This is a genomic window from Commensalibacter communis, from assembly GCF_947179015.1.
In the GTDB taxonomy this organism is placed as follows: domain Bacteria; phylum Pseudomonadota; class Alphaproteobacteria; order Acetobacterales; family Acetobacteraceae; genus Commensalibacter; species Commensalibacter communis.
This window is the reverse complement of record NZ_CAMXCM010000005.1, coordinates 78,051-104,605: the sequence shown is the minus strand read 5'-3', so window position 1 is coordinate 104,605 and position 26,555 is coordinate 78,051. Positions and strand designations below refer to the sequence as shown.

Annotated in this window: 23 protein-coding genes and 1 tRNA gene; 14 read left to right on the top strand and 10 right to left on the bottom strand. The window is 37.3% G+C overall.

Features of this window, described 5'->3' with window-relative positions; genetic code table 11:
* Nucleotides 1-3 precede the first annotated feature (3 nt).
* The 4 genes from pgeF to rfaD are packed head-to-tail and all read right to left on the bottom strand — an operon-like array spanning nucleotide 4 to nucleotide 3,662.
* The gene (pgeF, locus tag PQG54_RS09200; RefSeq protein WP_271790358.1) at nucleotides 4-780 is read right to left on the bottom strand and encodes a peptidoglycan editing factor PgeF; all 777 of its coding nucleotides are present in this window, start codon (nucleotides 778-780) and stop codon (nucleotides 4-6) included.
* Nucleotides 781-1,818 (bottom strand): class I SAM-dependent methyltransferase, encoded by a 1,038-nt coding sequence (locus tag PQG54_RS09195; RefSeq protein ID WP_271790357.1) that lies wholly within the window; start codon nucleotides 1,816-1,818, stop codon nucleotides 781-783.
* On the bottom strand, nucleotides 1,811-2,638 hold the full coding sequence (gene lgt, locus PQG54_RS09190; protein WP_271790356.1) for a prolipoprotein diacylglyceryl transferase: 828 nt from the start codon (nucleotides 2,636-2,638) through the stop codon (nucleotides 1,811-1,813). Before lgt ends, PQG54_RS09195 begins: the two co-directional genes overlap by 8 nt.
* Nucleotides 2,639-2,678: 40 nt before the next feature.
* Nucleotides 2,679-3,662, bottom strand: coding sequence for an ADP-glyceromanno-heptose 6-epimerase (gene rfaD, locus PQG54_RS09185; RefSeq protein ID WP_271790381.1), 984 nt, complete (start codon nucleotides 3,660-3,662; stop codon nucleotides 2,679-2,681).
* 124 nt (nucleotides 3,663-3,786) lie between these two features.
* Here rfaD and PQG54_RS09180 point away from each other — a divergent pair, with 124 nt between their 5' ends.
* The 10 genes from PQG54_RS09180 to PQG54_RS09135 all read left to right on the top strand — a co-directional run bounded on the left by PQG54_RS09180 (nucleotide 3,787) and on the right by PQG54_RS09135 (nucleotide 10,834).
* A complete protein-coding gene (locus PQG54_RS09180; protein ID WP_271790355.1) occupies nucleotides 3,787-4,053 on the top strand; it encodes an accessory factor UbiK family protein in 267 nt (88 codons plus the stop codon).
* 76 nt (nucleotides 4,054-4,129) lie between these two features.
* Nucleotides 4,130-4,462, top strand: coding sequence for a tRNA-binding protein (locus PQG54_RS09175; RefSeq protein ID WP_271790354.1), 333 nt, complete (start codon nucleotides 4,130-4,132; stop codon nucleotides 4,460-4,462).
* Between the two features lie 27 nt (nucleotides 4,463-4,489).
* Entirely contained in the window at nucleotides 4,490-5,287 is a 798-nt protein-coding gene (gene proC, locus PQG54_RS09170; protein ID WP_271790353.1) for a pyrroline-5-carboxylate reductase, read from the top strand.
* A gap of 54 nt (nucleotides 5,288-5,341) precedes the next feature.
* The gene (locus PQG54_RS09165; RefSeq protein ID WP_271790352.1) at nucleotides 5,342-5,977 is read left to right on the top strand and encodes a TetR family transcriptional regulator; all 636 of its coding nucleotides are present in this window, start codon (nucleotides 5,342-5,344) and stop codon (nucleotides 5,975-5,977) included.
* 72 nt (nucleotides 5,978-6,049) lie between these two features.
* A tRNA-Gln gene (locus PQG54_RS09160) sits at nucleotides 6,050-6,124 on the top strand.
* A 304-nt stretch (nucleotides 6,125-6,428) separates the two neighbouring features.
* Nucleotides 6,429-6,716 carry a hypothetical protein gene (locus tag PQG54_RS09155; protein ID WP_271790351.1) on the top strand — a complete coding sequence of 96 codons (288 nt, stop codon included), beginning with the start codon at nucleotides 6,429-6,431 and terminating at the stop codon, nucleotides 6,714-6,716.
* A gap of 135 nt (nucleotides 6,717-6,851) precedes the next feature.
* Nucleotides 6,852-7,349 carry a metallophosphoesterase family protein gene (locus tag PQG54_RS09150; RefSeq protein WP_271790350.1) on the top strand — a complete coding sequence of 166 codons (498 nt, stop codon included), beginning with the start codon at nucleotides 6,852-6,854 and terminating at the stop codon, nucleotides 7,347-7,349.
* A gap of 60 nt (nucleotides 7,350-7,409) precedes the next feature.
* On the top strand, nucleotides 7,410-8,195 hold the full coding sequence (locus tag PQG54_RS09145; RefSeq protein WP_271790349.1) for a M48 family metallopeptidase: 786 nt from the start codon (nucleotides 7,410-7,412) through the stop codon (nucleotides 8,193-8,195).
* 31 nt (nucleotides 8,196-8,226) lie between these two features.
* Nucleotides 8,227-9,927 (top strand): SulP family inorganic anion transporter, encoded by a 1,701-nt coding sequence (locus PQG54_RS09140; protein ID WP_271790348.1) that lies wholly within the window; start codon nucleotides 8,227-8,229, stop codon nucleotides 9,925-9,927.
* Nucleotides 9,920-10,834, top strand: a complete 915-nt coding sequence (locus PQG54_RS09135; RefSeq protein WP_271790347.1) for a rhamnan synthesis F family protein — start codon at nucleotides 9,920-9,922, stop codon at nucleotides 10,832-10,834. The genes PQG54_RS09140 and PQG54_RS09135 overlap by 8 nt, the downstream gene beginning before the upstream one ends.
* 15 nt (nucleotides 10,835-10,849) lie before the next feature.
* Here the strand turns inward: PQG54_RS09135 and PQG54_RS09130 are convergent, their stop codons facing one another.
* The 4 genes from PQG54_RS09130 to PQG54_RS09115 form a co-directional block, all read right to left on the bottom strand.
* Nucleotides 10,850-11,527 (bottom strand): T6SS effector amidase Tae4 family protein, encoded by a 678-nt coding sequence (locus PQG54_RS09130; RefSeq protein ID WP_271790346.1) that lies wholly within the window; start codon nucleotides 11,525-11,527, stop codon nucleotides 10,850-10,852.
* A 59-nt stretch (nucleotides 11,528-11,586) separates the two neighbouring features.
* Nucleotides 11,587-14,361 (bottom strand): glycosyltransferase, encoded by a 2,775-nt coding sequence (locus PQG54_RS09125; RefSeq protein ID WP_271790345.1) that lies wholly within the window; start codon nucleotides 14,359-14,361, stop codon nucleotides 11,587-11,589.
* A 75-nt stretch (nucleotides 14,362-14,436) separates the two neighbouring features.
* Nucleotides 14,437-15,936, bottom strand: a complete 1,500-nt coding sequence (locus tag PQG54_RS09120) for an autotransporter outer membrane beta-barrel domain-containing protein (RefSeq protein WP_271790344.1) — start codon at nucleotides 15,934-15,936, stop codon at nucleotides 14,437-14,439.
* 166 nt (nucleotides 15,937-16,102) lie between these two features.
* Nucleotides 16,103-17,536 carry a beta strand repeat-containing protein gene (locus PQG54_RS09115; RefSeq protein WP_271790343.1) on the bottom strand — a complete coding sequence of 478 codons (1,434 nt, stop codon included), beginning with the start codon at nucleotides 17,534-17,536 and terminating at the stop codon, nucleotides 16,103-16,105.
* Between the two features lie 422 nt (nucleotides 17,537-17,958).
* Between PQG54_RS09115 and PQG54_RS09110 the strand changes: the two genes are divergently transcribed.
* From PQG54_RS09110 to PQG54_RS09095, 4 genes are all read left to right on the top strand, one after another.
* Nucleotides 17,959-21,060 (top strand): glycosyltransferase, encoded by a 3,102-nt coding sequence (locus PQG54_RS09110; RefSeq protein WP_271790342.1) that lies wholly within the window; start codon nucleotides 17,959-17,961, stop codon nucleotides 21,058-21,060.
* Nucleotides 21,061-21,121: 61 nt separating this feature from the next.
* Complete coding sequence (locus PQG54_RS09105; RefSeq protein WP_271790341.1) at nucleotides 21,122-22,003, top strand: hypothetical protein; 882 nt, start codon at nucleotides 21,122-21,124, stop codon at nucleotides 22,001-22,003.
* A gap of 123 nt (nucleotides 22,004-22,126) precedes the next feature.
* Nucleotides 22,127-22,849, top strand: a complete 723-nt coding sequence (locus tag PQG54_RS09100) for a tetratricopeptide repeat protein (RefSeq protein ID WP_271790340.1) — start codon at nucleotides 22,127-22,129, stop codon at nucleotides 22,847-22,849.
* A 314-nt stretch (nucleotides 22,850-23,163) separates the two neighbouring features.
* A complete protein-coding gene (locus tag PQG54_RS09095; RefSeq protein ID WP_271790339.1) occupies nucleotides 23,164-23,766 on the top strand; it encodes a tetratricopeptide repeat protein in 603 nt (200 codons plus the stop codon).
* Nucleotides 23,767-23,830: 64 nt separating this feature from the next.
* Here the strand turns inward: PQG54_RS09095 and PQG54_RS09090 are convergent, their stop codons facing one another.
* The gene (locus PQG54_RS09090; RefSeq protein ID WP_271790338.1) at nucleotides 23,831-25,867 is read right to left on the bottom strand and encodes an NAD(+) synthase; all 2,037 of its coding nucleotides are present in this window, start codon (nucleotides 25,865-25,867) and stop codon (nucleotides 23,831-23,833) included.
* A 57-nt stretch (nucleotides 25,868-25,924) separates the two neighbouring features.
* Entirely contained in the window at nucleotides 25,925-26,446 is a 522-nt protein-coding gene (locus PQG54_RS09085; protein WP_271790337.1) for a disulfide bond formation protein B, read from the bottom strand.
* Nucleotides 26,447-26,555 lie beyond the last annotated feature (109 nt).

Below are 26,555 nucleotides of genomic sequence, written 5' to 3'. Positions count from 1 at the left end.
TTATTATCCCTTTTTATGACAAGCAATCACTGAAATCTGGTGCCCCAAAACCCCTCCACCAGCGAGTGTCCGACGACGGTGGCTAAAGAAATGGGTTTCGTCCCCTAATGTATCTCTGCCTATCAAAGCAGCAATGGCAACACGTCGTCTTCTTAAACGATCAACGCAATAATGTCCTAGATCAAAAAGATATTGATCGTCAGTGACATGCTTAAAAAAGACACCTGCATGTGGATCTTGCTCCAACACTTGCTGCTTCATATCTTCTTTGACTTCGTAGCGTGATCCATCAATACAGGGGCCGACCACCGCAATAATTTCGCTGTTTTTCGCCCCCAAAGCTTCCATCTGTGTGATGGTTTCCTCTAAAATACCACCCGCAGCCCCTCGCCATCCTGCATGTGCAGCACCAACGATGCGACCATCAAATGTCGTAAATAGCACAGGACCACAATCAGCCGTCAAAACGCTGACTGCAACATCTGGATCATCAGTAACGCCGCCATCGACTTCACAACGATCGCAATTTTCTTTGGTAACATGCATGACTTTGGCACTATGTACCTGCATCCCGCCCCATAAATATTCATCAGACACCCCAATGTCTTGAGCAACACGATGACGATTTTCCTGAATATGTTCTGGCTTATCTTCGGTTTTAATCCCACAATTCAACGAAGCATATCCACCTTGGGACACGCCCCCTACTCGTGTAAAAAAACCATGTCGAACTTTATCTTTTAGCAAAGAGTGACGAATCACCAAAAGCTCAGAACTCATTTATTTTATTTCCTTATTTAATTCAAATGCAGGAGGTATCGGTAAATCAGCATGCATAATCGCCATGACTTTGAATAGATCACCCATTTCACTGGGGTCTATTAAGCGATACACAGCCTCTGCGATTTGTTTTTGTTCTATTTCCGTAGCACGTGCTGCCAACATTTTTGCTCTGACAAGTAACCCTAGTTGTTTTAAAAACTCACCCTGAGTTTGAATACCATAAGCCCGCGCACCTGTTGCTATCACAATTTCTTTTAATGCTAAAAAATCAATATGAGCCGTTAAATCTGCTTCACCAGGATCAATAAAAGGGGAAACTTTTTCCCCACCCGCAATGGCTTGCAACGTATCACCCCATACAGGGCTGGCATATCCATAATCAATAAACAACGCTGCCCCACCATCTTTATATATTCTTTGCGCTATAGTCTTGATAATATCTTGTCCAGCTTCACAGACCTCGACAATATCCCCTTCTCTCACGGGACGCTGAAAGATGGGAGCTTTCGGCAAATCGGCTACTTGTTTTTGGAATAATTGTCCTTGATATACATAATGCTCTGCCCATTCACCAGAACTTACTTTTACAAATTGACGAATAGGCAGGGCATCTAAAAACTCATTAGCCACCAAAATCATCGGCTGAGAAGGAATTGAGTCAATGGAATCATACCAACGCACGGATATATCTGTATGATGTGCAATGGCTTGTTTTTGTATTTGCCGCAACCGTTCAGAGGTTTCGACAAAAATAACCGAACAATTTTGATAAATATCAGGTGCAGCTTGGCGAATGACGCGCAACATATCTGCCATTAATGTGCCTTGACCTGGTCCAGCCTCTACTAACGTGATGGCTGAATCATCAGGCATAGTATGAATAACAGCAATAACCCACGCCGCAATTAATTCGCCAAACATTTGGGAAATTTCTGGTGCTGTTATAAAATCAGCAAAAGGATTTTTTTGTCCATAATAGGCAGCATTCGCAGCCGCCATAAAGTGATCCAGTCTGATGGGTTGACTGTTAGTCATTCTCGACGGTTAACCCTTTAAGTTTAGGAAGACGGAAAGATTGCCAAATAAAGAAAGATCCCGCAATAACCATCGGTATACATAAAATCTGACCCATTGTAATACCCCCAACAATAAATCCTAGGAAATCATCAGGTTCACGGAACAACTCACAAAAACTGCGTGCAATCGCATAACCTAGCAAGAAAATCCCAGACAGTAACCCTGCATGTTCACGAATGGATTTACGATAGGCTAAAATCATCATAATGCTGAATAATACAACCCCTTCCAACAGACATTCATACAGTTCAGAAGGATGTCTGGCACCCACTACATTCGGATAAAACATTCGCCATGGCAGCCAATCAGGGGCAACTCGTCCGACCAATTCATGATTAATAAAATTGGCAAAACGCCCAAGACCTAAACCTAAAGGAACAACTGTCGTTACACGATCAGAAAACCCAAGGAAGCTCAACTTATATTTACGGCTAAATAAGATCAGGGCAATAATCACACCCAACGCGCCACCGTGAAAGGACATTCCGCCATGCCAAACTTTGAAAATTTCCAAAGGATGAGGTAAATAATATCCAGGTTGGTAGAAGAGACAATATCCCAATCGCCCCCCTAAAATTACCCCAAGTGTCGCCCATGTTAGAAAATCATCGACTTGCTCTTTGGTTGCGACAATCGGGTCTTTACGCACCAAACGACGCACCAATAACCATCCGCAAATCAATGCCGTGATATATGCCATTGCATACCAACGAATGGATAATGGACCAATCTGTAACATCACAGGATTAAAATTAGGATAATACAATGGACCAAACATAAGCAGCTTTATCTTTCAATGAAATAATCAAAAAAATTATTTACAGGTAAGAATCTGATTTACGCAAGTAGTCGTGAATATATTGTCCTATTCCATCCTCTAATGATGTGAATGATTTCGTATATCCAGCTTTTCTTATTTTATCCATGTTGGCTTGCGTAAAATATTGATATTGCCCTTTTAACGCCTCTGGCATTTCAATAAAATCAACTGTCTTATCTACATTCATTGCACTACAAACCGCATATGCCAAATCTAGATAGGTTCTGGCTTGTCCCGTTCCACAATTATAAATACCGCTGATCGCAGTAGGATTCTCTAGGAACCATAAAATCATATCAACCACATCCCCAACCCAGATAAAATCACGGGCTTGTCCCCCATCAGCCAAATGGGCTTGATCAGATTTAAAGAGTTTGGGGGCATTTCCTTGGGCAATATCGTCAAACTTTACTTTGACCACTGAAATCATTTTTCCTTTATGATATTCATTTGGTCCATACACATTAAAGAACTTTAACCCTACCCACTGTGGGGGAGTAGGTTGTTGATTTCTTACCATTTTCAATATTTGCATATCAAAAACTTGTTTAGACCAACCATATAAATTCAAAGGTTTTAACTGATGAATAATGCTGTGGTTATCTGTGAATTCCGAGGCTTTATTCGCCCCACCATAGGTCGCAGCAGAGGACGCATAGATAAATCTGACCTGATGTTCAGCACACCATTTCCATAACTTCATCGATAAATCGACATTGGTCTGCCAAACCAAATCCCCATCACGAGCAGTGGTTTCACTAATTGCGCCCAGATGAACAACAGCGTTCACATTTTTAGCGGTCTTTAGAAATTCGTCTAAAGCTTCTGGCGCAATCAAAGCGTCTGGAGCATGCTTGGCAATATTACGCCATTTCCCTTGATCCCCGAGCCAATCCACGATAATTGTTTCTTCTTTTAACGCATACAGCTTTGCTTGTAAGCAAGAACCAATAAATCCAGTCGCACCAGTAATAATAATCATAATATGTTTCGAATACAAAGATTGTAAGTTAAAAACCAAAGACAAATTTACAAATTGCATGATACCTAGCTATAATGAATTATACTAGTCTCTATATCCACTTTTTTAACTGGGAATATAAATTATGTCTGATCCTAAAAAAATATTTGGCGACGCGTCAAAAGCCGCTGGCAGTGCTTTTTCTGTCTTTGGCGGAATCAAAGAGGAAATCTCTGGCATTGTCAAAGGACGCGTGGATGAAATTTTATCAACATTGCACCTTGTCCGCCGTGAAGAATTCGAAATTATGACCGAAATTGCCAGCCGCACCCGTTCTGCGCAAGAAAAATTAGAAGAACAAGTGCAAGTGCTCGAAGAACGCCTTGCAAAACTGGAAAATAAAAATCAATAAAATTGACGTTAACCATCGCTATTTTATTGAAAAATAAAATCAAGCCCGTCATCCTCTTTTTAAAAGGAAACCTCAAATGGATCTCATTGAATGGACAGATTTTGAAAAAGTCGTGATGGTTGCTGGCACCATTATTAAAGTCGAAGAATTCCCAGAGGCTCGGAAACCTGCTTACAAAGTATGGGTAGATTTCGGAGCCTATGGCGAACGCAAAACCAGCGCACAAATTGTCAGCCTTTATACAAAAGAAGAATTAATTGGCAAACAAATTATCGGTGTCATTAATTTTCCAGAAAAACAAATCGGTCCTTTTCGATCACAATTTTTACTGACGGGATTTGAAACAGATCAAGGAATCGTCATTTCAACCATTGAACGCCAAGTTCCCAACGGAACAAGAATCTCTTAATTTATAATTCATTAAAGGAATTTACTCATGGCAAATTTACCCTCTATTCTGTTAATTGGTTGCGGTCACATGGGACATGCAATGTTAAAAGGATGGTTGAAAAAAGGGCTAGAGACCTCGGTTATTGTTCATCGGCACACACTTGAGTTACCGTCACCGCATCAACATGTACAATCCACTGCCGAAATTCCCAAAGCGTTCAAACCCAAAGCCATTATTTTAGCCATGAAACCTGCCCAAGCTGCGGAAATTATCCCTTCTTTGGCACCTTGGACAAAAGAAGCTGTTATTTTATCTGTCTTAGGGGGGCGTGATCTTACTTGGCTGAAAAACCAATTCGGAGATCAACAACCCGTTGTGCGTGTTATGCCAAATACTCCATCAGAACTTGGACTAGGAATGACTTCTGTTGTTGCTGGCCCCACAGTAACCGACCAACAAAAACAACTTGCGGATGATTTATTGCATGCTGTTGGTGAAGTTGCTTGGCTCGATTCAGAAAAAGAAATGGACGTAGCAACTGCAATTGCAGGCTGTGGTCCCGCTTATATTTTCTTGTTGGCTGAATTATTACAAAAAGTTGGTGAAGAAAAAGGACTTTCAACAGAGTTGGCTCGCTTATTGGCAAGACAAACAGTTGTTGGGTCAGCAGCTTTGTTGGGCAATTCCAGTCAAGAATCCGAAGCATTACGCAAAGCCGTCGCAACACCAGGGGGCATTACAGAGCGCGCCGTTAATGTCTTAATTGATTCAAAAGCATGGCCTGATTCTTTATCCAAAGCCATTCAAGCCGCTGCTGATCGATCAAAAGAAATGGCTTCTTAATTGCAATCAATAGACTTATTGTGCTCAATAAGTCTTTCATAATCTTGGACGTATATGATGAATAACGAAGAACTAAACCTGAAACTTCTTAATAGTGCAATGAACATTGCTGCAGAGCAAGGATGGAACCAAATGTCTATTGTCGAAGCTGCACGACAAGCAGACATTCCCACTCATACAGCACGTCAACGATTCCCATGTAAATCATCTTTACTGCTATATTTAAATCGTTTAGCGGATGAATCTGCATTGGAACAAGCCTATCACGGACAAGTTGTGGCAGATTATTTATTCGATTTATTCATGAGCCGCTTTGATTTTTTCCAGGATTATCGAAAAGGGTTTATCTCTGCATTGCATAATTTACCTTTTAACCCTGCCCTTGCCGTTATCATGGGCGTTGCAACCCAGAACAGTATGAAGTGGATTGCAGAATCAGCACAAATTAAAACAAATGGAATCAGAGGACTTGCTTGTATCAAAGGATTAACAGGCATCTGGGCACTCAATATGCGTGTTTGGATCAAAGACGATACCGCTGATTTATCACAAACGATGGCATCCCTCGATCAAACCATTAAAAAAGCAGGGAAATTTTCACCTTATTTTGTCGTAAAAAATGACCATTTAGCACCAGAGAACCAGCCTGAACATCAAGATGAGCCCTTTATTTCTGAAAAAAATGAATAAAAATTAAAAAAATGCATTTTTCCTCTTTACGTCCATAAAGAAATCGTCTAAAAGTTGCTTCGTGACCAACGTTGGGGTGTAGCCAAGCGGTAAGGCAGCGGATTTTGATTCCGCCATTCGGAGGTTCGATCCCTCCCACCCCAGCCACTTAATCAGCATATATAGCTTTAACAATTTATATGCTTTATAGTCATATTTACTCCCTAAATTTTAACACTATTTTTATCCTATATAATCCGTAGACTCTATACTGATAAAAACCGTATTTAATATTATTATAATATATTATGCGTTTATTTCTTTATAAAATGCGTGATTATTTGCACACAACTAAATATTTAAAAATTCCCAATGAAATTCAACTTGTTATGTTTTTTTATTTATTATAAAATCGATATTGTCTCATATATGCATTGAGATAATATCGTTATATAACATTATGGTGATTAAAATGAGAGAACTTAGTATCGTAGAAATTCAAACCGTAGCTGGTGCTGGATTTATCAAAGATGGTTTGTCAAGCATCGGCGGAAATGTCGGAAATTTCGGCTATAACTTAATCAGCTCATATCTAAATGTTCAACTTCCTGTTCTAGGTAATGTAAACCTCTCAAACTTACTTCCTACCCTAGGAAAAGATGTTGGGACTGCTATCGGTTCCCAAGTCGGTGGACAAATTGAATCCACACTTACCAGCCTTCCATTAGTTGGTGGTGTAATTGGTAAAATACTAGGATAATTTCTTAAAAATGTATGTAAAATTAAATTTTACATACATTTTTAGCTAATACTGTTCATGATAATATCTTTAATATAATTGTTAATACCGTTAATATACCCACTTACTCTACTCTTTTTATTTATTGAAATTATCATGACAACTTGGTTTACATCAGACACACATTTCGATCATAAATCTATTATCACTTTGTGTAACCGTCCCTTCAACAATGTTGAAGAAATGAACCAAACATTAATATTGAATTGGAACAAGTCCGTAAAACCAGAGGACGAAATTTATCATCTTGGCGATGTTTGCTGGTCAAAAGATGCTTCCCCGCTATTATCCCAGTTAAATGGAAAAAAACATTTAATTATTGGAAATCATGACTCCAAAACTATTCAAGGAGCATCGGAATGGACATCCGTTCATCAATATAAGGAACTAAAAATAGAAGGAACTCATGTCGTTTTATTTCATTACCCTATAAGAGAATGGGCTGGATTTTATCGGGGCTCTATTCATCTATATGGTCACGTGCATGGTTCCATTGAGCCTTATGAAAATGCCTATGATGTTGGGGTTGATGTCTGTAATTTTGCACCTGTTGATTTACATTCACTTCTTAAAGAGAAAATAACTCCGTCGTAGACTATATTCTCATCAACTTAATATTTCATATATAATTTTATCTAATTTCTAAGTAAAATAGTGGCTTTACATCCAAAAAAATTCAATTTCAATTATCATGGCTATTTAATTCCTTGTGAATTATATCTCCCTCATCCTTTAACCAAAAAACCGAAAATCTCTTTATCTATAACCCCTGAACAGATTCTCAAAATCCGAGCTCCACAAAAAACGCCCCGTACATATCTGATTGCCGTTATCGAAAAACATGCAAGTAAGATCGTTCAGCATATAGAAACACAGCAAAACCATCTGAAGAAACGAGAAAAGCTTCAATTTATACAATCTGAAAAACATCTTTTTCTCGGAGAGTATTATCCTTTAAATATTAAAGAAAATATTCATTACAAACCCAATATCCAACTTATTGATGGTATACTAAACATCAATATACGCCAAGACACCCCACAAAAAATTGAGCGTCTTTTGGATAGCTGGTATCGCTTTCAAGCACTTGATCTATTTTTCGAACGGATTCTTGTTATAAAACCCTCCATTCCATGGATCGATTGGGAGAACCAGCCACCAATTTTGCGTATCAAAAAAATGACCAGTCGATGGGGCAGTTATATTAATCGTTCCCCCAGCATCATAACATTAAACCAACATTTAATTAAAGCACCCTTGTCTTGTATCGATTATGTCATCATACATGAGCTATGCCACGCAAAAGAGCTTAATCACAGCAAGAAATTTCATGCCTTAGTTGCCAAAATCATGCCAAATTGGAAAATCTACCAAGCACAACTGAAAGAACGAGCATCTTTATTGCTTTACAATGCTCAATCAAAAGCAGAAGATAAATAAATTAAAACGTTCATTTATTTTATTTTGTAGCATGAAAATTCAATTACCTGCTGGAATACGCTCTTTACGTGGTTTAACCTTACCTATTGCTTTTAATGATATTATCGCAGGGGTCTTAGTTTCAAGTGTGGCTATTCCTGTTGGGCTGGCATATGCAAATTTAATGGGTGTTCCTGTTATCATTGGATTATATGCCTGTATTATACCAGTTCTAATTTATGCGATCTTTGGGTCTTCACCGTTCTTAATTGTTGGTCCTGATACAGCCGTCAGCAACATCGTTGGGGTCAGCTTAACGGCATTTGCTTTGACAACACCTGATGCAAGGATCCAAGGTGCGGCAGCGATTGCTATTGGGGTGGGTATCGTCAGTATCATTGCTGGCAAATTGCGATTTGGATTTATTGCCAATTTTTTATCTCGCCCAATTTTAACGGGGTATTTAGCAGGTATTGGTATACAACTAGTCATTTCGCAATTATCAGTTATCACGCGTATCTATAGCCCCCCTGGCAATTTTTTTGAGCAAACTTTATTCTTCATCAACCATTTATCATCCATCCATTGGATGACGTTTGGATTGTCTATCATCTTTTTCATTTTTATTAGGGCTTGTATCTATTACAAATCTTCAATTTCTGCACCTATTATTACTGTAATCATTTCTATACTGCTTTCATGGGGATTTAGTTTAAATCAACATGGGATTATGATGCTTGGCACTTTACCTTCTGGCTTATCCAGCTTTCACATCCCCTCTTTTAATTTCCCTTTGACTGATTTTATTGAAACGATTATTGCAATTACACTTATCAGTTTTTCCAGTGGCATCATTACCGCACGAAGTTTCGCAGCAAAAATAGGCCAACAAGTCGACGGAAATAAAGAACTAATTAGTTTCGGGGTTGCAAATATTTGCTCTGGGCTATTTCAAAGCTTTACAGTCACAGGGGCAGATTCCAGAACGGCTGTTGGTATAAACTCTGGAGGGAAAACCGCACTGGTAGGAATCAGTTCAGCGATTACAATTGCTCTGATTATTACTTTTTTTGCTCATCCGCTCAGCTTTTTACCTTCCGCAATTCTGAGTGTCATTCTGATCTCAACCGCCATCAATCTTATTGATGTTAATACCTTTCGCTTCCTATTAAAAGTCAGTCACCGAGAAGCATTTTTTGTATTATTAACTGTGTTAGGTGTATTGTGGGTAGGAATTTTACAAGGTATTATTCTTGCAGTCTTTATCACTCTGCTACACGGCCTATCTCTCTCTGCCAAACCAAGAGACACCCAACTAGGGATGCTGCCCAATACCAAAGAACTTGTCAATTTACATTTAGAACCAACAGCTGTTCCTGTTCCTCATTGTATTATCTATTTGTTTGAAGCCTCTGTTATTTTCTATAACGAAGAATATTTTTCTAATCGATGTGCAAGTATTATCACGCAATATGACGAGCAAAAAATCCGTTGGTTTATTATTGATGCCTCTGTAATGACCCAAGGGGATGCAAGCACTTTATATGCTTTCAATCAACTTTATATTCTATTACAAAGCAAGAATATACAACTTGTCATTGCTGGAGGTCATTATGAATTTCGTAATATTATCTATAAAAGCGACCTAATTGAAAAAATAACTGGTAGGAAAATCTATCAATCAGTTGAAATTGCCTTAGATGAAATCAATAATCTATATAAACCACCTGTGGAACCACTAACTCATGTCTAAAAAAACATGTCTGTTTGCTAGTTATACGCGATCGACTATTCTGCCTAACGATGTAAAACATTACTTAAAAGCATTATATGATTGCGGATGGGAAACACACTTGGCTTTGTCTGGACAAACCATTTTATCCGAAGATACGGAACATTTTTGCAAACAACATCGCATTACCCCTCATCTACGTCCCAATGAGGGTCTTGATTTCGGCGCATGGCAAGCGTTAATGCAGAAGAACGTCACACGAGACGCAGACCATATTTTATTGACCAATGACAGCATCTTTGGCCCTTTATATCCTATGGAGACAATCTTTTCCCAAAGATTAAATCAGCCAATCGATGTTTGGGGAATGGTTGAAACTTTAGAAATTAATTGGCATTTTCAATCGTGGTTTTTATGTTTTACCAATCAAGCATTTCATCACGAAAAAATACAAGAACTATTCAACCTACCTTTTAAAGACATGCCAAAACCACAAATCATTCAAAAAGGTGAGCTTGGGCTGGGAAGAATATTACAACAAATTCCTAATTTTAATTATGTCGGGCAATGGTCAAAACTGAAGAAATATCCGCTGCGAGATCCTCGACAAACCAACCCAATGCATATGGATTGGTATAGTGTGATTGCTTCAGGTCAGGTACCTTTTATTAAAAAAGAAGTTATTCGCGATAATTATTTTGGGCTTTTCTGGCTGAATTATTATCGAACGCTGTTAAAAGATAATACTTATTTTCCTTTGGGATATGTTGATGATTATTTGAGACAGTTTCCAAATAGACCTTTACCTGTGGTACCAAAATGGAAACGGTTTTTATATTTAATCAGCACTTATGATACCAAACTGGCTTGGAAATATTTCCTAAAACAAGGGGTTGCCTGCCCTATCATAAGTCCACCTGGCAGATAAATAGCGTTGTGAATATTACTTCACTTCAAAAAAGAGTATTTTCTTTGAATCTGCCAAATTAGGTAAAATGCCATATCCATAATAATATCCGCCATTATAGATTCCCCACCCACCAAATGCAAAACGAGAAAAATTAGCTAGGATACCAAACGTGCCATCAATACTAATGCTTGGGGATAGATATGGAAAACGAGTTTCATTCCAAAGATCAATGTGACCTCCCATTTGGTTTTTGCCCCAATAATTGGAAAAAGCAATGATTCCTGTCCTACCATAAACTTTATTTTTCCAATCTTCGCCTGTTATATTTTCAGCTTTTCCCAATCCACAAAATGGATATTTCTGCATCCATAATGCCATTTCATCAGCGCGCGTTGCAACAGACAAACCATCAATGACGATTCTGCCAAGCGTTTGACGTCCAGGCGCTGGGTTAATTGTCTTTTGGGAAAAAGATCTCATATCCACCCCCACGCGATGTAAAGTCAAACTTAATCTAATCGCACACTGATAATAATATTCAGGGGCAGGATTTCCTGTTTCTGCATTTTGCCATAAATCAGAAAAATGCACACATTGGCTTCTAGGTTGAGAAGAAAAATAATTATTAACCCCAAGACTATCGTTGATCGCATATAAGAAGCAAACGCAGCCCACAATTATTCCTAAGGAAATTCGATTTATCTGTTGCATTCTGAATATCTTCATAAAAATCAACGGCTCATTTCCATAAAATCATATACTTGAAATATTTATGAGACAGAAGTTGATTGCGACATTTCTTCTTTTATTTGTCGATAATATTCCAATAATTCCTCAGCTTGACCTTCCAAAGTTGCTATTTGATCCTTATAAGGATTTTCATAATAATCGAATATAGAGGCTTTATCCAACACCTCTTCAATTACGTTCACAAGCTCTGAAACATCTCCTTTTAAAGAAACATAATTTCCATTTGTTCCATCAATTACATCTTCAGATTGACCACCCGGATGACTACAAATAACCCATACGTCTCTCAACAATGCCTCGCGAACAGTTAAACCGTAACTTTCTTTCCATTGCGAAGGAAATAATAATACATCAATACCATAAAAGAAGTCATCTTTACCTGCATCATCGTAAGGCGGGACAGTCATCACTTTCCCTTTTACGTTCCAATTGCTGACATCAATAGGAGGAAATCCCATATCAACTTTACTATCGATAATCTTTAGTTCCCAATCTGATCGAGATAAAGATTTGAAAGCCTTTTTGATAATAACAGCACCTTTAATGACTTCATCCCCAGCTACAAAACCAAATCTTAAAGGTGTATTTTTAGGGCGCTTTGGTCTGATTTTTTCAGGCCTTACGATGCCGTTACGATTTACTTTAATCAAAGATTCATTAACATCATTTGCGATATAAAGTTGACGATGTGTTTCACTGGGACTCAGTAACAAAGTAGCTGCTTGGATTCCCTGTTGCATCATCATCATGCGTTCGGTCAGATATCGAGATTCTGGTTCACATCTTTGACAAACCTGCAAGTCAATTCTCTTTTGGAAACAATATTGCCCATTTGATTTAACCATGAACTGACGATTACATAACCACCATGAATCATGTAAAGTAATGATGTAAGGGATATGCTTACTTTGACAGGCCAACAACATTTGTAAACCCATATTCTGTATCGAGTGAAAATGAACGATATCAGGTCTCTCAGCGGTTAAAACCATTTCAAACGATTCAATAGTTTCTATATTATTAAATTGCTGAGATGCGTGTACTGCTGGTGATAAATCTATAGAATAAACTATGATATTCTCTGATTGATATCTACATAAACCTCGTTTATCCCCTTGAAGAGGTCTAGTCGTAAAGACTGTTACTTCGACATTATTCGTTTCATGAATACGCCGCGCCATCTCCTCTGCGACAAAGGTAGCACCCCCAAACGAATATGGGGCATAATATACGTTAACAACTAATATTTTAAGATTTTTATTCACAACGGGCTGAGCATAACCAAACACTGGTTCAACTTGTCGAATAGTAATCTCATCAGGAGAATAGTAGGCAACAACATCATGATATGCTTGTAAACCTATCGTTTGTCTTATTTTAGCATTCTCAGCAAGATATAATATTTTTTCTTTCCACTCTTCTGCCGTATTCGCGAGCAGCCCATTCTCTTGATCGCGAATTATATCTTTAAAAGCTTGTCTTGGCGAACAAATGGACGGAAGGCCTAAAATTGATGCCTCCAAATATTTTATATTACTTTTTGCATCGTTGAAAAGAATAGGTTCCAATGGTGCAATGGCAATGTCCGCCTGGGCTAACAATTCTAAATATTGCTCATAAGATTGAGGAGGAATATACTTTATTTGATGAATACACTCTTGGAATGTAACGGGGAGTTCAAGCTCACCTATGATCCATAAACGTAGATTAGAATTATGTTTCAAAGCAGATAGAATACCGCTAGAAGCAATCAGAAAATCTGCATTATGCGTATTTGTACCAGACCCATATACAATTACAACTTCATCAGAATACTCGGATGTTTTTTTCTTTTGAACACTATTAGGATATAATTTCTGAGCAATACGCAAAGTGTCTTTGTCTAGCGCATTTTCAATCACACAGACTGTTCTTAATCCAGCTTGGGACATAACATCTGCCAAAGTTTTGGTTGATGCAATTGCACGATCACAAGATAACATTGTTTTACGAAATAAATCTGCACCAAAAAATAATAGATCTTTCTCTTCGGTTGTAAGATGGTGCATAAAACCGCATTCTGCATAACGATCTTGATCTACAATCAGATCATCAACCTCCCACCAGGGACTTAATCCTAATCGTTTTGCTTCATTAATTTGCTCTGTGACATTTGGAAACGCAGGAACACGATAAAATATAACTTCTTTACAAATTTGTAAAAATGATAACGTCGTTTTTTGTTCACGCCAATCAACTATCTTAACATCCCAACCCAACCGCTCTAAATGTTCCGCTTTTTGTTGAACGCGATACTTGTAACATTGTGGCAATGTCACTTCTGCTATAATTAGTATTAATGAATATTTATTTATCGAAAAATCATTAGTAAATTGATCTTGATAAATTCTATTTAACTTACCATCAGAATGATTTTTATTTGTAATTAGAGCATTACTTTCTAATTTAGTCTTTAATTCGTTTTTCTTAAAAGAAAGCTTACTTACTATATTTTTTGTTATAGGAAAACGAAATATAAATTTATTATAAATCCCTTCTATACCGTCTTCTCTATATATTTCTAATAACCGTTTTCTTACAACTTTTAATGGGTATTCTTTAAAAAATTTCCCTTTAACAATGTATCCTAATATTCTGACAGGTAACGTAATTTTCCAAGAAAGCGATTTTTTAATTCGAGCAATCAAAATATCTTTATCATTTATTTCACTTTGTAGGGCTGATAATTGTAAAGCAGATAATTTCAAACTATTTTTATAGCTATCCAAAATCTTATTTTGATTTTTATTATTCATTCAAATTTTCAACCTAATTAAAACAAAAAAAGCCAGCTACGTAAGTAACTGGCTTTTGAATAAAATCAAATATAATTATGATGATTTAATAGAAGGGTTACCAACATCAAACTGATTCACCGTCAAATCAGATACAGAAACACCTTCGACCGTAATGGTATGACCATTCAAATTCAATACTGCATCACCTTTATCATTGTTTTGAGAATTACGCAATAATTCTGCAAGGCTATCGCTATCAAGACCAAAATTGTAAAGCGCAATTTTGTTATTACTTCCAGTGTGTGAAAAATCTTTGATAAGCGTTTTTCCGTCTTCAGAATTATTTTTATCAAACATAAAGAAGTTATCACCAGCACCACCAGTGAAAGTAGAGTTCCCTGTTCCACCAACCATCACATCGTTGCCAGAACCACCAGTAGCTACAAAATTGGTGCCACCGCCCCCAACAATTGTATTTGCATAAATGGATAATCCAACTGTTGAACCAGAAGCATTCAATGTCTCATTACCAGCGTCAGCAACAAACAAACCTGCATCATTGCCAGTAGCATTCAACGTATAATTCAATTCATTAGCACCAAAGCCAAGAGCCTGGCCTTGTGTGTTCGCCAAAGTATTTCCTTTACCATTTAAGAAAGTAAGGGACTGACTTGCATTAATTGTATTTGAGTCACCTTGGACAATTTGTAAGTCACCTGTTGCTTGAATAGTGCTAGATAAACCACCCGCCATATGGTTCATGTTAGAATCGTTAGACCCATCAAACGTATAGTTACCATATGTACCACCTTCGATCGTACTACCACCACCAACAGTGACTACGTTGTAAAAACTGGTATCACTAACTGATGCACCTTTATTGATATTAACCGTTGCATGGTAGTCCTTGTTACCCCCACTCAAAGTAACACGATTTTGTGCTGTGCTGCTTTGGGACGCGATAATAGTATCTTGTCCTTCTGAGTTAACTTGGTTACGAATTCCTGATGTAATATCGATCAGATTTTTACCAGTAGATGCATAAACTGTGTTGCTACCACTACCGGTAATAATTGTATCATCCCCACTGCCTGTTCTGATATCCCAATTACCACCGTTAACAGTATTTCCTTTAAAGTTAACATTATTGCTGGCGTGACCGGCCGCAAGTTTTCCGCTTTCTTGACCTGCTTCATAAGTAAAACCGCTATAGTTACCAGCCACGACACTTACATTTTGGTTAGCATTCATTCTTGCTGAGTTAATAGTAACAGCATCAGTCAAGTAGTTTGCGTTTTCAGGATCAATAGCAAACATTGCATTCAAAGGATCCTGAGTATAATTGTAACCACCAACCACTATGTAATCGTAACCGTTACCAAGATTATAGGCACCGCCCGCAGTAATAACACCGTATCCAATTTTATCCGTAGGCGTTTCCGAATCTTCTGGATTCGCAAGTAATTTGTTATTCTGATAATAGTTTTTAATATCTTCACTAAATTGTTGCGCCAATCTAATGGCTTGTGAACCATCTAATGTCACAGATATGGCGCTATCGCTTCCGCCAACAACAGTTATTCTCTCACCCATTTCTACTTCACTCTTTATTTTTCATTATTACAATTTTTGTATTTTTTTATAAACATTGGCATGCTTATTTTTAATCTATACTATATACATGCATAAATATCAATATCAAATCAAACAATAACTTAGTCATTTTGGTAACTAAGTCATTGTTAGCAATCCAATAAAATTACGCAGTTTTAACGCTAGGGTTTCCAACGTCAAATTGATTTACCGTTAGATCAGCCACAGAAACGCCTTCAACCGTAATCGAATGACCATTCAGATTTAATACTGCGCTACCTTGTGCATCATTCTGTGAATTATGCAACAATTCTGCAAGGCTATTTGTATCAAGACCAAAATTGTAGATAGCAATTTTATTGCTACTTCCGGCATGTGCAAAATCTTTAATAACAGTATTACCGTTTTCAGAATTATTTTTATCAAACATGAAGTAATTATCACCAGCACCGCCAGTGAAAGTAGAGTTCCCTGTTCCACCAACCATCACATCATTGCCAGAACCTCCGGTCGCTACAAAGTTTGAAGTAGCACCAGAAACGGTATTCGCATAAATGGATAATCCAACCGTTGAACCAGAAGCATTCAATGTTTCATTACCAATATCGGCTACAAATAATCCTGTGCTATTACCACTGGCATTGACTGTATAATCAGAACCTTGCGCACCAAATGCAGCCATTTCTCCACTAATGGTGATTGAGGTTTTGTTAAAAGAATTCAAAAATGTCGCTTTGCCATCAATTGCATAAGTATTGCCATCACCGTGAACAACTCTTACGTAGGCATCAGCACCGCTCGCATTGATTGTACTATCGGTTCCGCCTTGATACGTATTTTGACCACCATTATTGAAAGTAACTTGCCCATCGACCCCACCGGTAATGGTACTATCTTTACCGATTGATAATTTATTTTTACTACCATTACCGCCATCCAACACTAGCGCACCGTCACCAAGAGTAATGTCAGAATTCGAACCATTTACGGTTACTGATTGATAGTTTGATGCACCAGTAATGGTATCTTCACCTTGCAAATACAGGCTATTAACACCAGTCCCTAATTGAATTGTATTTTTGCCTGTACCTGTATTAATTCTGTTATTGCCATTTGTTGTTGCAATAGTAGCATCACCGTTACCTGTATAAATAGTCCAAGCACCCGTTTGATCCGCACCGTTGAAACTTAAATTGCCACTTGTATTTACAATTTGTCCAGATTCGTTTCCTGCATTATAAACAATGCCAGACTTTCTGCCCGCTAACACATCAACAAAGTTGTTATTAAAACCATTATTATTTAATACTACTGAACCAGACTGAGCATCTGTACCATCCGCCACAACTATATAATCATATGCACTTGGCAATTGATACATACCAGCTTCTGTGATAATCCCAACAGGAGTAACCCCCGTTGGAACATCGGGGTTACCAGAAGCGGTTCCAATATCAAAAGCTTGAGCTTTTCCTGTTGCAATACCATTATTAATGTCATTTTGTAACTGTGTCACTGCGCTTTCATCACGCTTAGTAACATCACTATCTAAGTTTATAACATTTCCATTTGCACCAGAAATTGTAACTGTAATGGCCATTTTTTTATACCTCAACGTAAAACTTGTTAACTATCTCTTGCTTTATGCCTTAGACTTCATAATGAACCTTTAAGTGCATTATTCAATGATAAGGTTTACAAATCAAGAATAACCCTACTAATCTCAACATATATATTTATAGATTGAGATTAAAACTTAAAATAATCTTATTGTTACTTTCTAATCTTCGTTTCAAAATCAGTCTAAAAATAATATTCAGTTCGATATGGTTATTTTCTCTCATAACTCCTACACATCATATGAAAAAACGCACATAAAAAGCAATCTTTTTGTTAAAGCAACCTTTTCAAATAAAATTTTTTTTATTTATTTTTACATTATATGTATTTAAAGTCACACCATTATAACAGATCAAACCGCAATTAATAGAACAAAATTAACACCGTGTGGGAAACATTATTATGACTCAGGTTCCTTCCTCTTTGGATGCCACTTCTTTAAAAGAAATGTTACATTATCAGAGTGAGTATTTCTTTTCGTCTTTTCCCACGTCACTTAATAGTTTACATCCTCATCAAACATTTTTGACTTGGCTTTTAACAAAAACACATCCTCAGAAAATAGCAATTTTCGATAATACAGAACAGGGTACACAGGCATTTTTTTGCAATTTAGTACAATCACTTACCATAAACAGCGAATGTTATAGCAATATAAGCCAGTTCAACAATCCCCTACAAATTAATACGCTTATCCCTCTAACGCCAGAGATAGATTTCACCGCGTTTTCTGTAATATATATAGATATCAGCAATGACATTATCAAGAGCAACCCCCTTTTATCATTTGCAGAACAAAGCATTCCAGCAGATACAACTTTCGTTTTTAATAATTTATATTGTCAAAATTCGATTGCTAAACAAAATCGTTACTTGATTAATCAATGGAAAATACAATATCCGTTTCTAGAATTCTCGCACCATCAAGGATTAGTAATCTTACATACTGGTGTGCCAACATGTAAAATATTGAATGAATTATTTGCCTTAAAAAATACCCCCAAACTAGAATATGCTTTTAAAAGGCATTGTGCTGTCATAGATGAATATTGGCGATTAAAGCTTAATTCCAATATAATAAACAACATAAATACAAAAAAGCAGATCGTAGAAGCAAAAACAGAAACATATCTCTTACAACAAGATGTTTACTATCGTGAGAAAGCACTTCAAAAGACCGTCGAAAAGAGCGAAGAGACAGCACAAGAAAGAATCTCAGCTTTACAAGAAAAGCTAGCGGCGCAACATAATCAACTTAACGCATCAACCCAAGAGCTACAGAAATTTGACGATGCTCTTCGTCAATTCACATTGTGGAAAGAGAATACACAAGAGAAATTAAAAAGCATCGAATATTTATTAGAAAAATACCGCTTTATTACGTTTTTTTTTCCAAAGAAACTACGACAACTTCTGACCTTTTTGCCTGCGCCAGAACTTCCTTTACCCGACAAAGAGCATCGTAACATAGATCCTTTAATTCTAGATAGCGCCATTGAGTCCCCTTTAACTCGAGAAGAATCTGTCCATCGTCCTTGTCACATTATCTTTATTGCTGGTGAACCTAATACCCCTGGTGTTGTTTATCGTTGCCATCGTAATGCAGCAGCATGCATCATGGCTGGACACAAAGCCAAAGTTATTCATGCTGCTGATATTTCCCCCCAAGATATTGAGTGGGCAGATATTCTGATCCTATGGCGAGTTGAATTTAGCGGTCACATTCTTGGAATTATTGAGTTGGCAAAAGAATATAATACATTAACCGCATTTGATGCAGATGATATCGTCTTTAAGCCTCACTTTGCCTATATTGAAATTATTGATGGTATTCGCACTATTGGTACGACAGAAGCAGAAACATCTCGTACCTTTGGAAATATGAAACAAACCCTGATGCGCACTGACTTTGCAGTTGCCACAACCCAAGAAATGCGCGTGCATATGGCGCAAGAGCTCATTCCAAAACATGCTGGCCCATTGGTATTTACTCTACCTAATATTTTTGATGACGACTGTGTGCGCATTTCACGTTTTTTCAGTCGTATTAATAAAGCTCACAAAGATGATAACTATATTAGAATTGGTTATGCTTCTGGCACACGCACCCATCAGCGCGACTTTGCTTTGGTCATCCCTGCCTTATTATCAATTTTCAAAAAACGCCCTCAAGTCCGTTTAGTTTTATTCAGAGAACCTGATAACCATCGCCCTATTCTTCATATGAATGAATTTCCAGAATTGAATGATTTCCAAGATCGTATTGAATGGCGTGACACGGTTCCTTTAAAACAACTACCCCAAGAGTTAGCACGTTTGGATATTTCCATCGCACCCTTGGAAGCGGATAATGTGTTCTGTAATGCCAAAAGCGAGCTTAAATTCTTTGAGGCTGCATTAGCGAATGTTTGCTCTGTCGTATCTCCCACAGGGCCGTTAACGCGATGTATTCAACATGAAGTCACTGGCTTTTTAGCCAAGAACACAGAAGAATGGGAAGAATATTTACTAAAACTCATTGATGATCCTTCTTTACGCCAACAAATGGCGCGAGATGCTTATCATGACGTTTTATGGAATTTCAGCATACAGCGTCAGTCGCATCTATGCGATACAATGCTTTTAAGCCTCACAGGAGAAAAAGGGGCTGCGCAAGCAATGGAAACAATAATCGCACGCAAAGAGTATAAAAATCTTAGTATGCCCATCATTCCAGAAAGCGAACTCTTATTCGATCATGATGCTTTACAAGAAGCCGAAGTAACGGTTGTCATTACGTCTTATAATTACAGCCAATTTATAATCGAAGCAATGGAATCGGTTAGAGCACAGACATTAAAACATATCGACATGATTATTGTCGATGATGGCTCTGCTGATGATTCGGTTGATCTGATTATCGCTTGGGCAGAAGAGCACAAGAACCGTTTCAATCGCTTGCAACTTCACCGTTCCCTCAAAAACACAGGGCTTGGCGGTGCAAGGAATATTGGCATTGCAGCAAGTGAAACCCTCTATTCCATGCAACTTGATGCAGATAATCGTTTATTACCTAACACATGTGAAAAGCTTTTAGAAAAAATTAAAAATACTGCAATTGGATATGCTTATCCTCACTTGCGTCATTTTGGTGCCGGTGAAGCAATAGGTGGGCACGTGCCTTTTCATCCGTTACGATTGACCGTTGGCAATTATATTGATGCCATGGTGATGTTAGCCAAATGGGCATGGACAGCAGTAGGCGGCTATTATGTGCAACGCGATGCAATGGGTTGGGAAGATTATGATATTTGGTGTCGTCTGGCTGAATTAGGTATTCAAGGCACTCAAGCAAAAGACGCTATAGCTGAATATCGAGCCCATTTTTCTTCTATGACCAGCACTGTCACTGAACAAACATACCATAAACCCAAAGTGACGTCGTACCTTGCCGAACGACACCCTTGGATTAAACTTGTCTTGCCCGAAGAATCCCCATGGATCAAGAAAAAGAACAACGAATAAATGATCAGCCTATATTCTTGTAATATAGGCTTTTTTATCAACTAAAGAAAGATTATCTCTGTTGAAAAAAATTCTTTTCATTGCACTCATATTGTTCCCTTTTTCCGTTTTAGCACATGCACCGCAATTTGCTAATTATCCTGTTACAGAAATTTATTCTGGGATAAATCATTCCGCTATACCAAATCAATATTACGATAATAGCTTTTCTGAACGCCAAGCTGCTTTGGAAAACGAAAAAGTAAATTATGCAGGACATTATATTATTTATACAAAACAATGTGGAAAAGATTGTATTACAACTTATATTACTGATGTCAAAACAGGGCAAGATATCGCCAGTCTAGGCAACGCTTATAAAAGAGATAAACAATATCCTCAATTCTCAATTGAACACAAGTCTGACAGTAATCTTTTAATTATCTCCAACCCTAATCCCTATCCTGCTCCACCGCCACCTTACTCTAAAAATAAAGAGAAAATCCAGAGCGTTACATTAGCTTATTGGATGATAAATCAAGGCAAATTGTTAAGACTGAATTATTATGACTTTCACCAAATAGAACAAAACAAAGCCGATTTTGATCAATACTGCAAAGAGTTAAATAAAGATAAACCCTTTAGAGGGACTTCGGATTTTTTATGCATTTATCCCAACAAAACCATCAAAGATATACATGAAAAACTGAAAAAACATTCATCAATTAGACATTTTCTGAAATATCCTCTCCCAAAAATCGGGAAAACACGATCATATGTATTTAAAAATGATGGGGATGACCTAGGAATATCTTACGAATGGTTTTTTCACAACAATTTAAAAATTATTATTAATCAATTGAGTGTTGGCAAAACAATTTATAATATTACTCAAAACAACGATATAATAACCGTTCAAATCCATACAGAGCAGAAGCATAACAAAATAAATTTCTATAAATGATGTTAAATTTATCGTAACGAAAAAATTAAAACAGATAATCATCAACCAGTTAATAAAAATACGAGACTAAAATGTAATTTTTATATATATTAGCAGGTAATAAACATTATAGGGAGATTTTCGATGAATCTAAAATATGCTTTACTTGCTGCTGTTGGTTTTAGTTGTTTAACTAGTGGTGCTTTTGCTATTACCCCTGCACCTCAACCACAACCTCAAGCGATTACACCTCAAACTCAGCCCCTTTCACCTCAACAACTTGAAGTGGTGAAACAAAATGCAATCGCTGGAAAAGATTTAGCCAATCAACCTAATATGACCCCAGCATTATTAGAAACTATGAAATTGAAAGCTAGCCAAGGTGACGTTCAAGCTCAAAGCATTTTAGGGCAAGTCTATCAACATGGAAAATATGGGGTAAAAAAGAATCTATTCACAGCCAGAGATTGGTATGAAAAAGCTATCAAACAAGGCAATGTCCCATCAATGATTAACCTTGGTGATATGTATCAAAAAGGAATGGGCGTTCCAAAAAGCTATACAAAAGCCAGAGAACTCTTTGAACAAGCTGCTGCTAAAGGCGATGCAGTTGCCCAATATAACCTTGGTGTTATGTACCAAAACGGTAGAGGCGTTAAAAAAGACGGCCAAAAAGCCATTGAATGGTATCAAAAAGCATCTATGCAAGGATATGGTGACGCATTTAACAATACAGGCGTTATTTGTGAGCATGGAATTGACGTTTCTAAAAGCAAAGAAAAAGCTGAAGAAAACTACAAAAAAGCTTGTGAATTTAAAAGCAAGCAAGGTTGCATAAACTATAAAAGATTACACGATAAAAAATAAGTGATCTATATATAGATTAATATTCTACACTGCAAAGTCGCCTTGGCTTTGCAGTATTTTTTTGCCTTAAACATTCTTTCATATATTTTTAATCAGTGTTATATAACGTTTTCCTGTCTTATTCAGGTATAATTTTAAACTGAATTGAAATACAAAAAATAAAAAAATTGTTGGTTACACTCATTTCTCTACACATCACGTCCTAAAATTTTTTGCTCTCGTATTAAGAAAATATTACGTGATATAATTAAAAAAAAGACAATAATGTAATAATCTCATATATAATAACCAGCAGTATAAGAAGGAGAGAGTTTATGAATTTTAAATATGCGTTACTTATTGCTGTTGGATTAGCTTGTTTTTCAAATAATGCTTTTGCCGCTCGTCAATATTCACAAGAAGAAATAGACTTTGTAACACAAAAAGCTAATAAAGGCGATGCTGCGTCACAAGAGGTTCTAGGAGAAATATACCAAACTGGAGATTACGGCCCTGAAAAAGACCCTTTCGCAGCAAAAGATTGGTATGAAAAAGCTGTTCAATTAGGCGATGTTAATGCCATGAATAACCTAGCTAATATGTATAGACATGGTGATGGTGTTCCACAAGACTATGCAAAAGCAATAGAACTATTGAAAAAAGCTGATAGCCTTGGTAACAAAAAAGCTGCCTTTAATATAGCTGTAATGTACGAAGATGGCGAAGGTGTTCCTAAAAATATTTCAACAGCTATGGATTGGTATAAAAAAGCAGCCAATAATGGCAATAGTCTAGCAATGAATAATTTAGGTGTCAACTATCATGATGGACTAGATGTTACCAAAAACATAAACACAGCCAAAGAATATTTTAAGCAAGCCTGCTTACACAAAAATCCAAAAGGATGTGAAAATTATAAAAAATTAAACAATCAATAATTACTTATTTTAAATCTTTATACTGTAATGCAATGTAATCTTTACAGTATAACCCCTTAATTCCTCACCCCTCTGGCACATTCTCCAACAACTCATTCACCCAAATCGTGGCATTGCCGTCAGAAGGTGCACGCCAGTCCCCACGAGGAGATAATCCTCCACCAGCAGAGACTTTGGGAGAATTTGGCATCGCAGAGCGTTTAAACTGACTGAATGCAAAAAATCGTTTTAGAAATAATTCTAACCAATGCCGAATTTCAGATAAGGAATAAGCCTTCTTTTTCTCTTCTGGAAAACCTTCTAACCATGTACCTTGTTGGATATCTGACCAAATAGAATAAGACAAAAAAGCTACTTTTGAAGGTTTTAATCCATAACGTAATATATAATATAAGTTAAAATCTTGCAGCGCATAAGGGCCAATTTTTTGCTCAGTACTTTGCAGAGTTTTACTATCCTGGGATGGAATTAATTCTGGTGAAATTTCGGTATCTAGAATCCGTTGTAGAATATCCCCTGCCTCATCAGAAAAACGCTTAGATTGAATGACCCAACGAATTAAATGTTGTATCAATGTCTTAGGTAACCCACCATTCACATTATAATGCGACATTTGATCGCCAACACCATAAGTACACCATCCCAAGGCCAGTTCTGATAAATCCCCTGTACCAATCACAATGCCATTATGATGATTGGCTAATCTAAATAAATAATCTGTCCTTAACCCTGCCTGCACATTTTCAAAAGTCACATCATAAACAGCTTGCCCCTCTGCATAAGGATGCTTCATATCTTTTAACATTTGTTCAGCAGCTGGGCGAATATCCAAACATTCCCATTGAATGCCCAAGGTCTCCATCAAAGCCTCAGCATTCTGCTTAGTTTCAGAGCTTGTCCCAAATCCTGGCATGGTATAGCCTAAAATAGCATCCCTACCCATTTGAAGCTCGTCAGCAACTTGAACTGCCACTAATAAAGCCTGTGTGGAATCAAGCCCACCTGAAATCCCAATGACCAGCTTCTTTGCTCCAATGGCTTGGATCCGTTGCTTTAACGCAGCAACTTGGATCATATAGGCTTCAAAGCAATCTTGTTCTAATCGGTGCGCATCTGAAGGCACAAAAGGAAAGCGTTCCAAAGGTCGCTTTAACCCAAACGTGTCAAATGAAGGTTTCAGTGTAAACTCAATCGTGCGATATCGATAACGCGCAGATTCATTTTGATGGAAACTGCCCATTTGCAACCGTTCTTGACGCAAAATATCCAAATCTATATCTGCAATTAAACAATTTTGCCCTTCTGGGAAACGATCACTTTGCGCCAGAATCTGACCATTTTCTATGATTGATAATTGTCCATCCCATGCAACATCCGTTGATGATTCCCCTTGCCCTGCTGCTGCATATAAATAGGCACAAATCCCTCGGGATGATTGAGCTTGGCATAATAATGTGCGTTTTTCCGCTTTGCCAATGGTAATATTACTGGCAGACAAATTCGCAATTACCGTAGCCCCTGCAATGCAAGCATGGCTGCTGGGAGGAATCGGCACCCATAAATCTTCACAGATTTCAACACCCATTACAAAATCAGGATAATCAATGGCGGTAAAAAGTAAATCCACTCCAAAAGGCACTCTCTGCCCCAATAATAATATTTCTTCTTGTGAAATATGCTGTCCGCTAATGAACTGACGAGCTTCGTAAAATTCACGATAATTGGGTAAAAAGGATTTAGGAACGATCCCTAAAAGATGCCCTTTATGCATTACTATGGCACAATTATATAATGCAGCTTTGAATATAATCGGAGCACCAATGACTAAAACCGAAGTTAACTCTTTTGTCTCATCACAAATTTTTCCAATAGCTTTGACGGTTGTTTCGAGCAAAATCTGTTGTAATCTGAGGTCTTCTATAGAATAACCTGTCAAAGAAAGCTCAGGGAAAACACATAACCCAGCCCCTTCTTGGCTCGCCTTTACCGCGAGCTCGATAATATATTGAGCGTTCGCAAAAGGATCAGCGAGTTTCACAGGAAAATTACATGTCGCCCCTCTTAAGAAATTATGTTCATAAAGAGAATAAAAATTTTTCAAAAGAAGCGCTCCTTGAAGGCGTTATAAATTAAACTTTATATAACTTAAACCAAATAATTAACGAAATTTTCCAGAACAATTTTTTTCAATTTGATTACTAATCAGCACCCATATCAATAGAACAAGTGAATATAGCCCATTCATCATTGTCAAAGAAATAGGCAACCAGTCAAATAAATAAGATGGTAGATCACAAGGTTTATGAGGACGATCGGGCATTTCCATAAAGCGTGTTGCTAAATCTTGAGTATTGCTTGCAACCGCATAACATTCTGGTAACGGGCTGGCCCACCATCCTTCTTCTACACCAATATGAACAAAGGATAGTCCAAGACTAGCTACTAGAACCAAGACAATGATCGCTTTTGCCCACGGAACCAATGCTCCACGAGCCATTAACAACAATATTCCTGCAGCAATTAAAATACGATAGGGCCAACGCTCCAGCAAGCATAAACCACAAGGAGCCATATTCCATATATTTTGTGCCAACCAAGCAAATCCCAAGGCAAACAGACCTGCAAGAATCATCGAGATTCCTACAAGATTATTAATATGTTGTCGCTGTTGATAAGACACAAAAAAAACTTTCAGAATATAATTAATCGCAAACCGTTACATTTTACTATAAAACTAAGCAATCCAACAATTAGTAAATTGATATGAATCATATTATTTATAATAAATA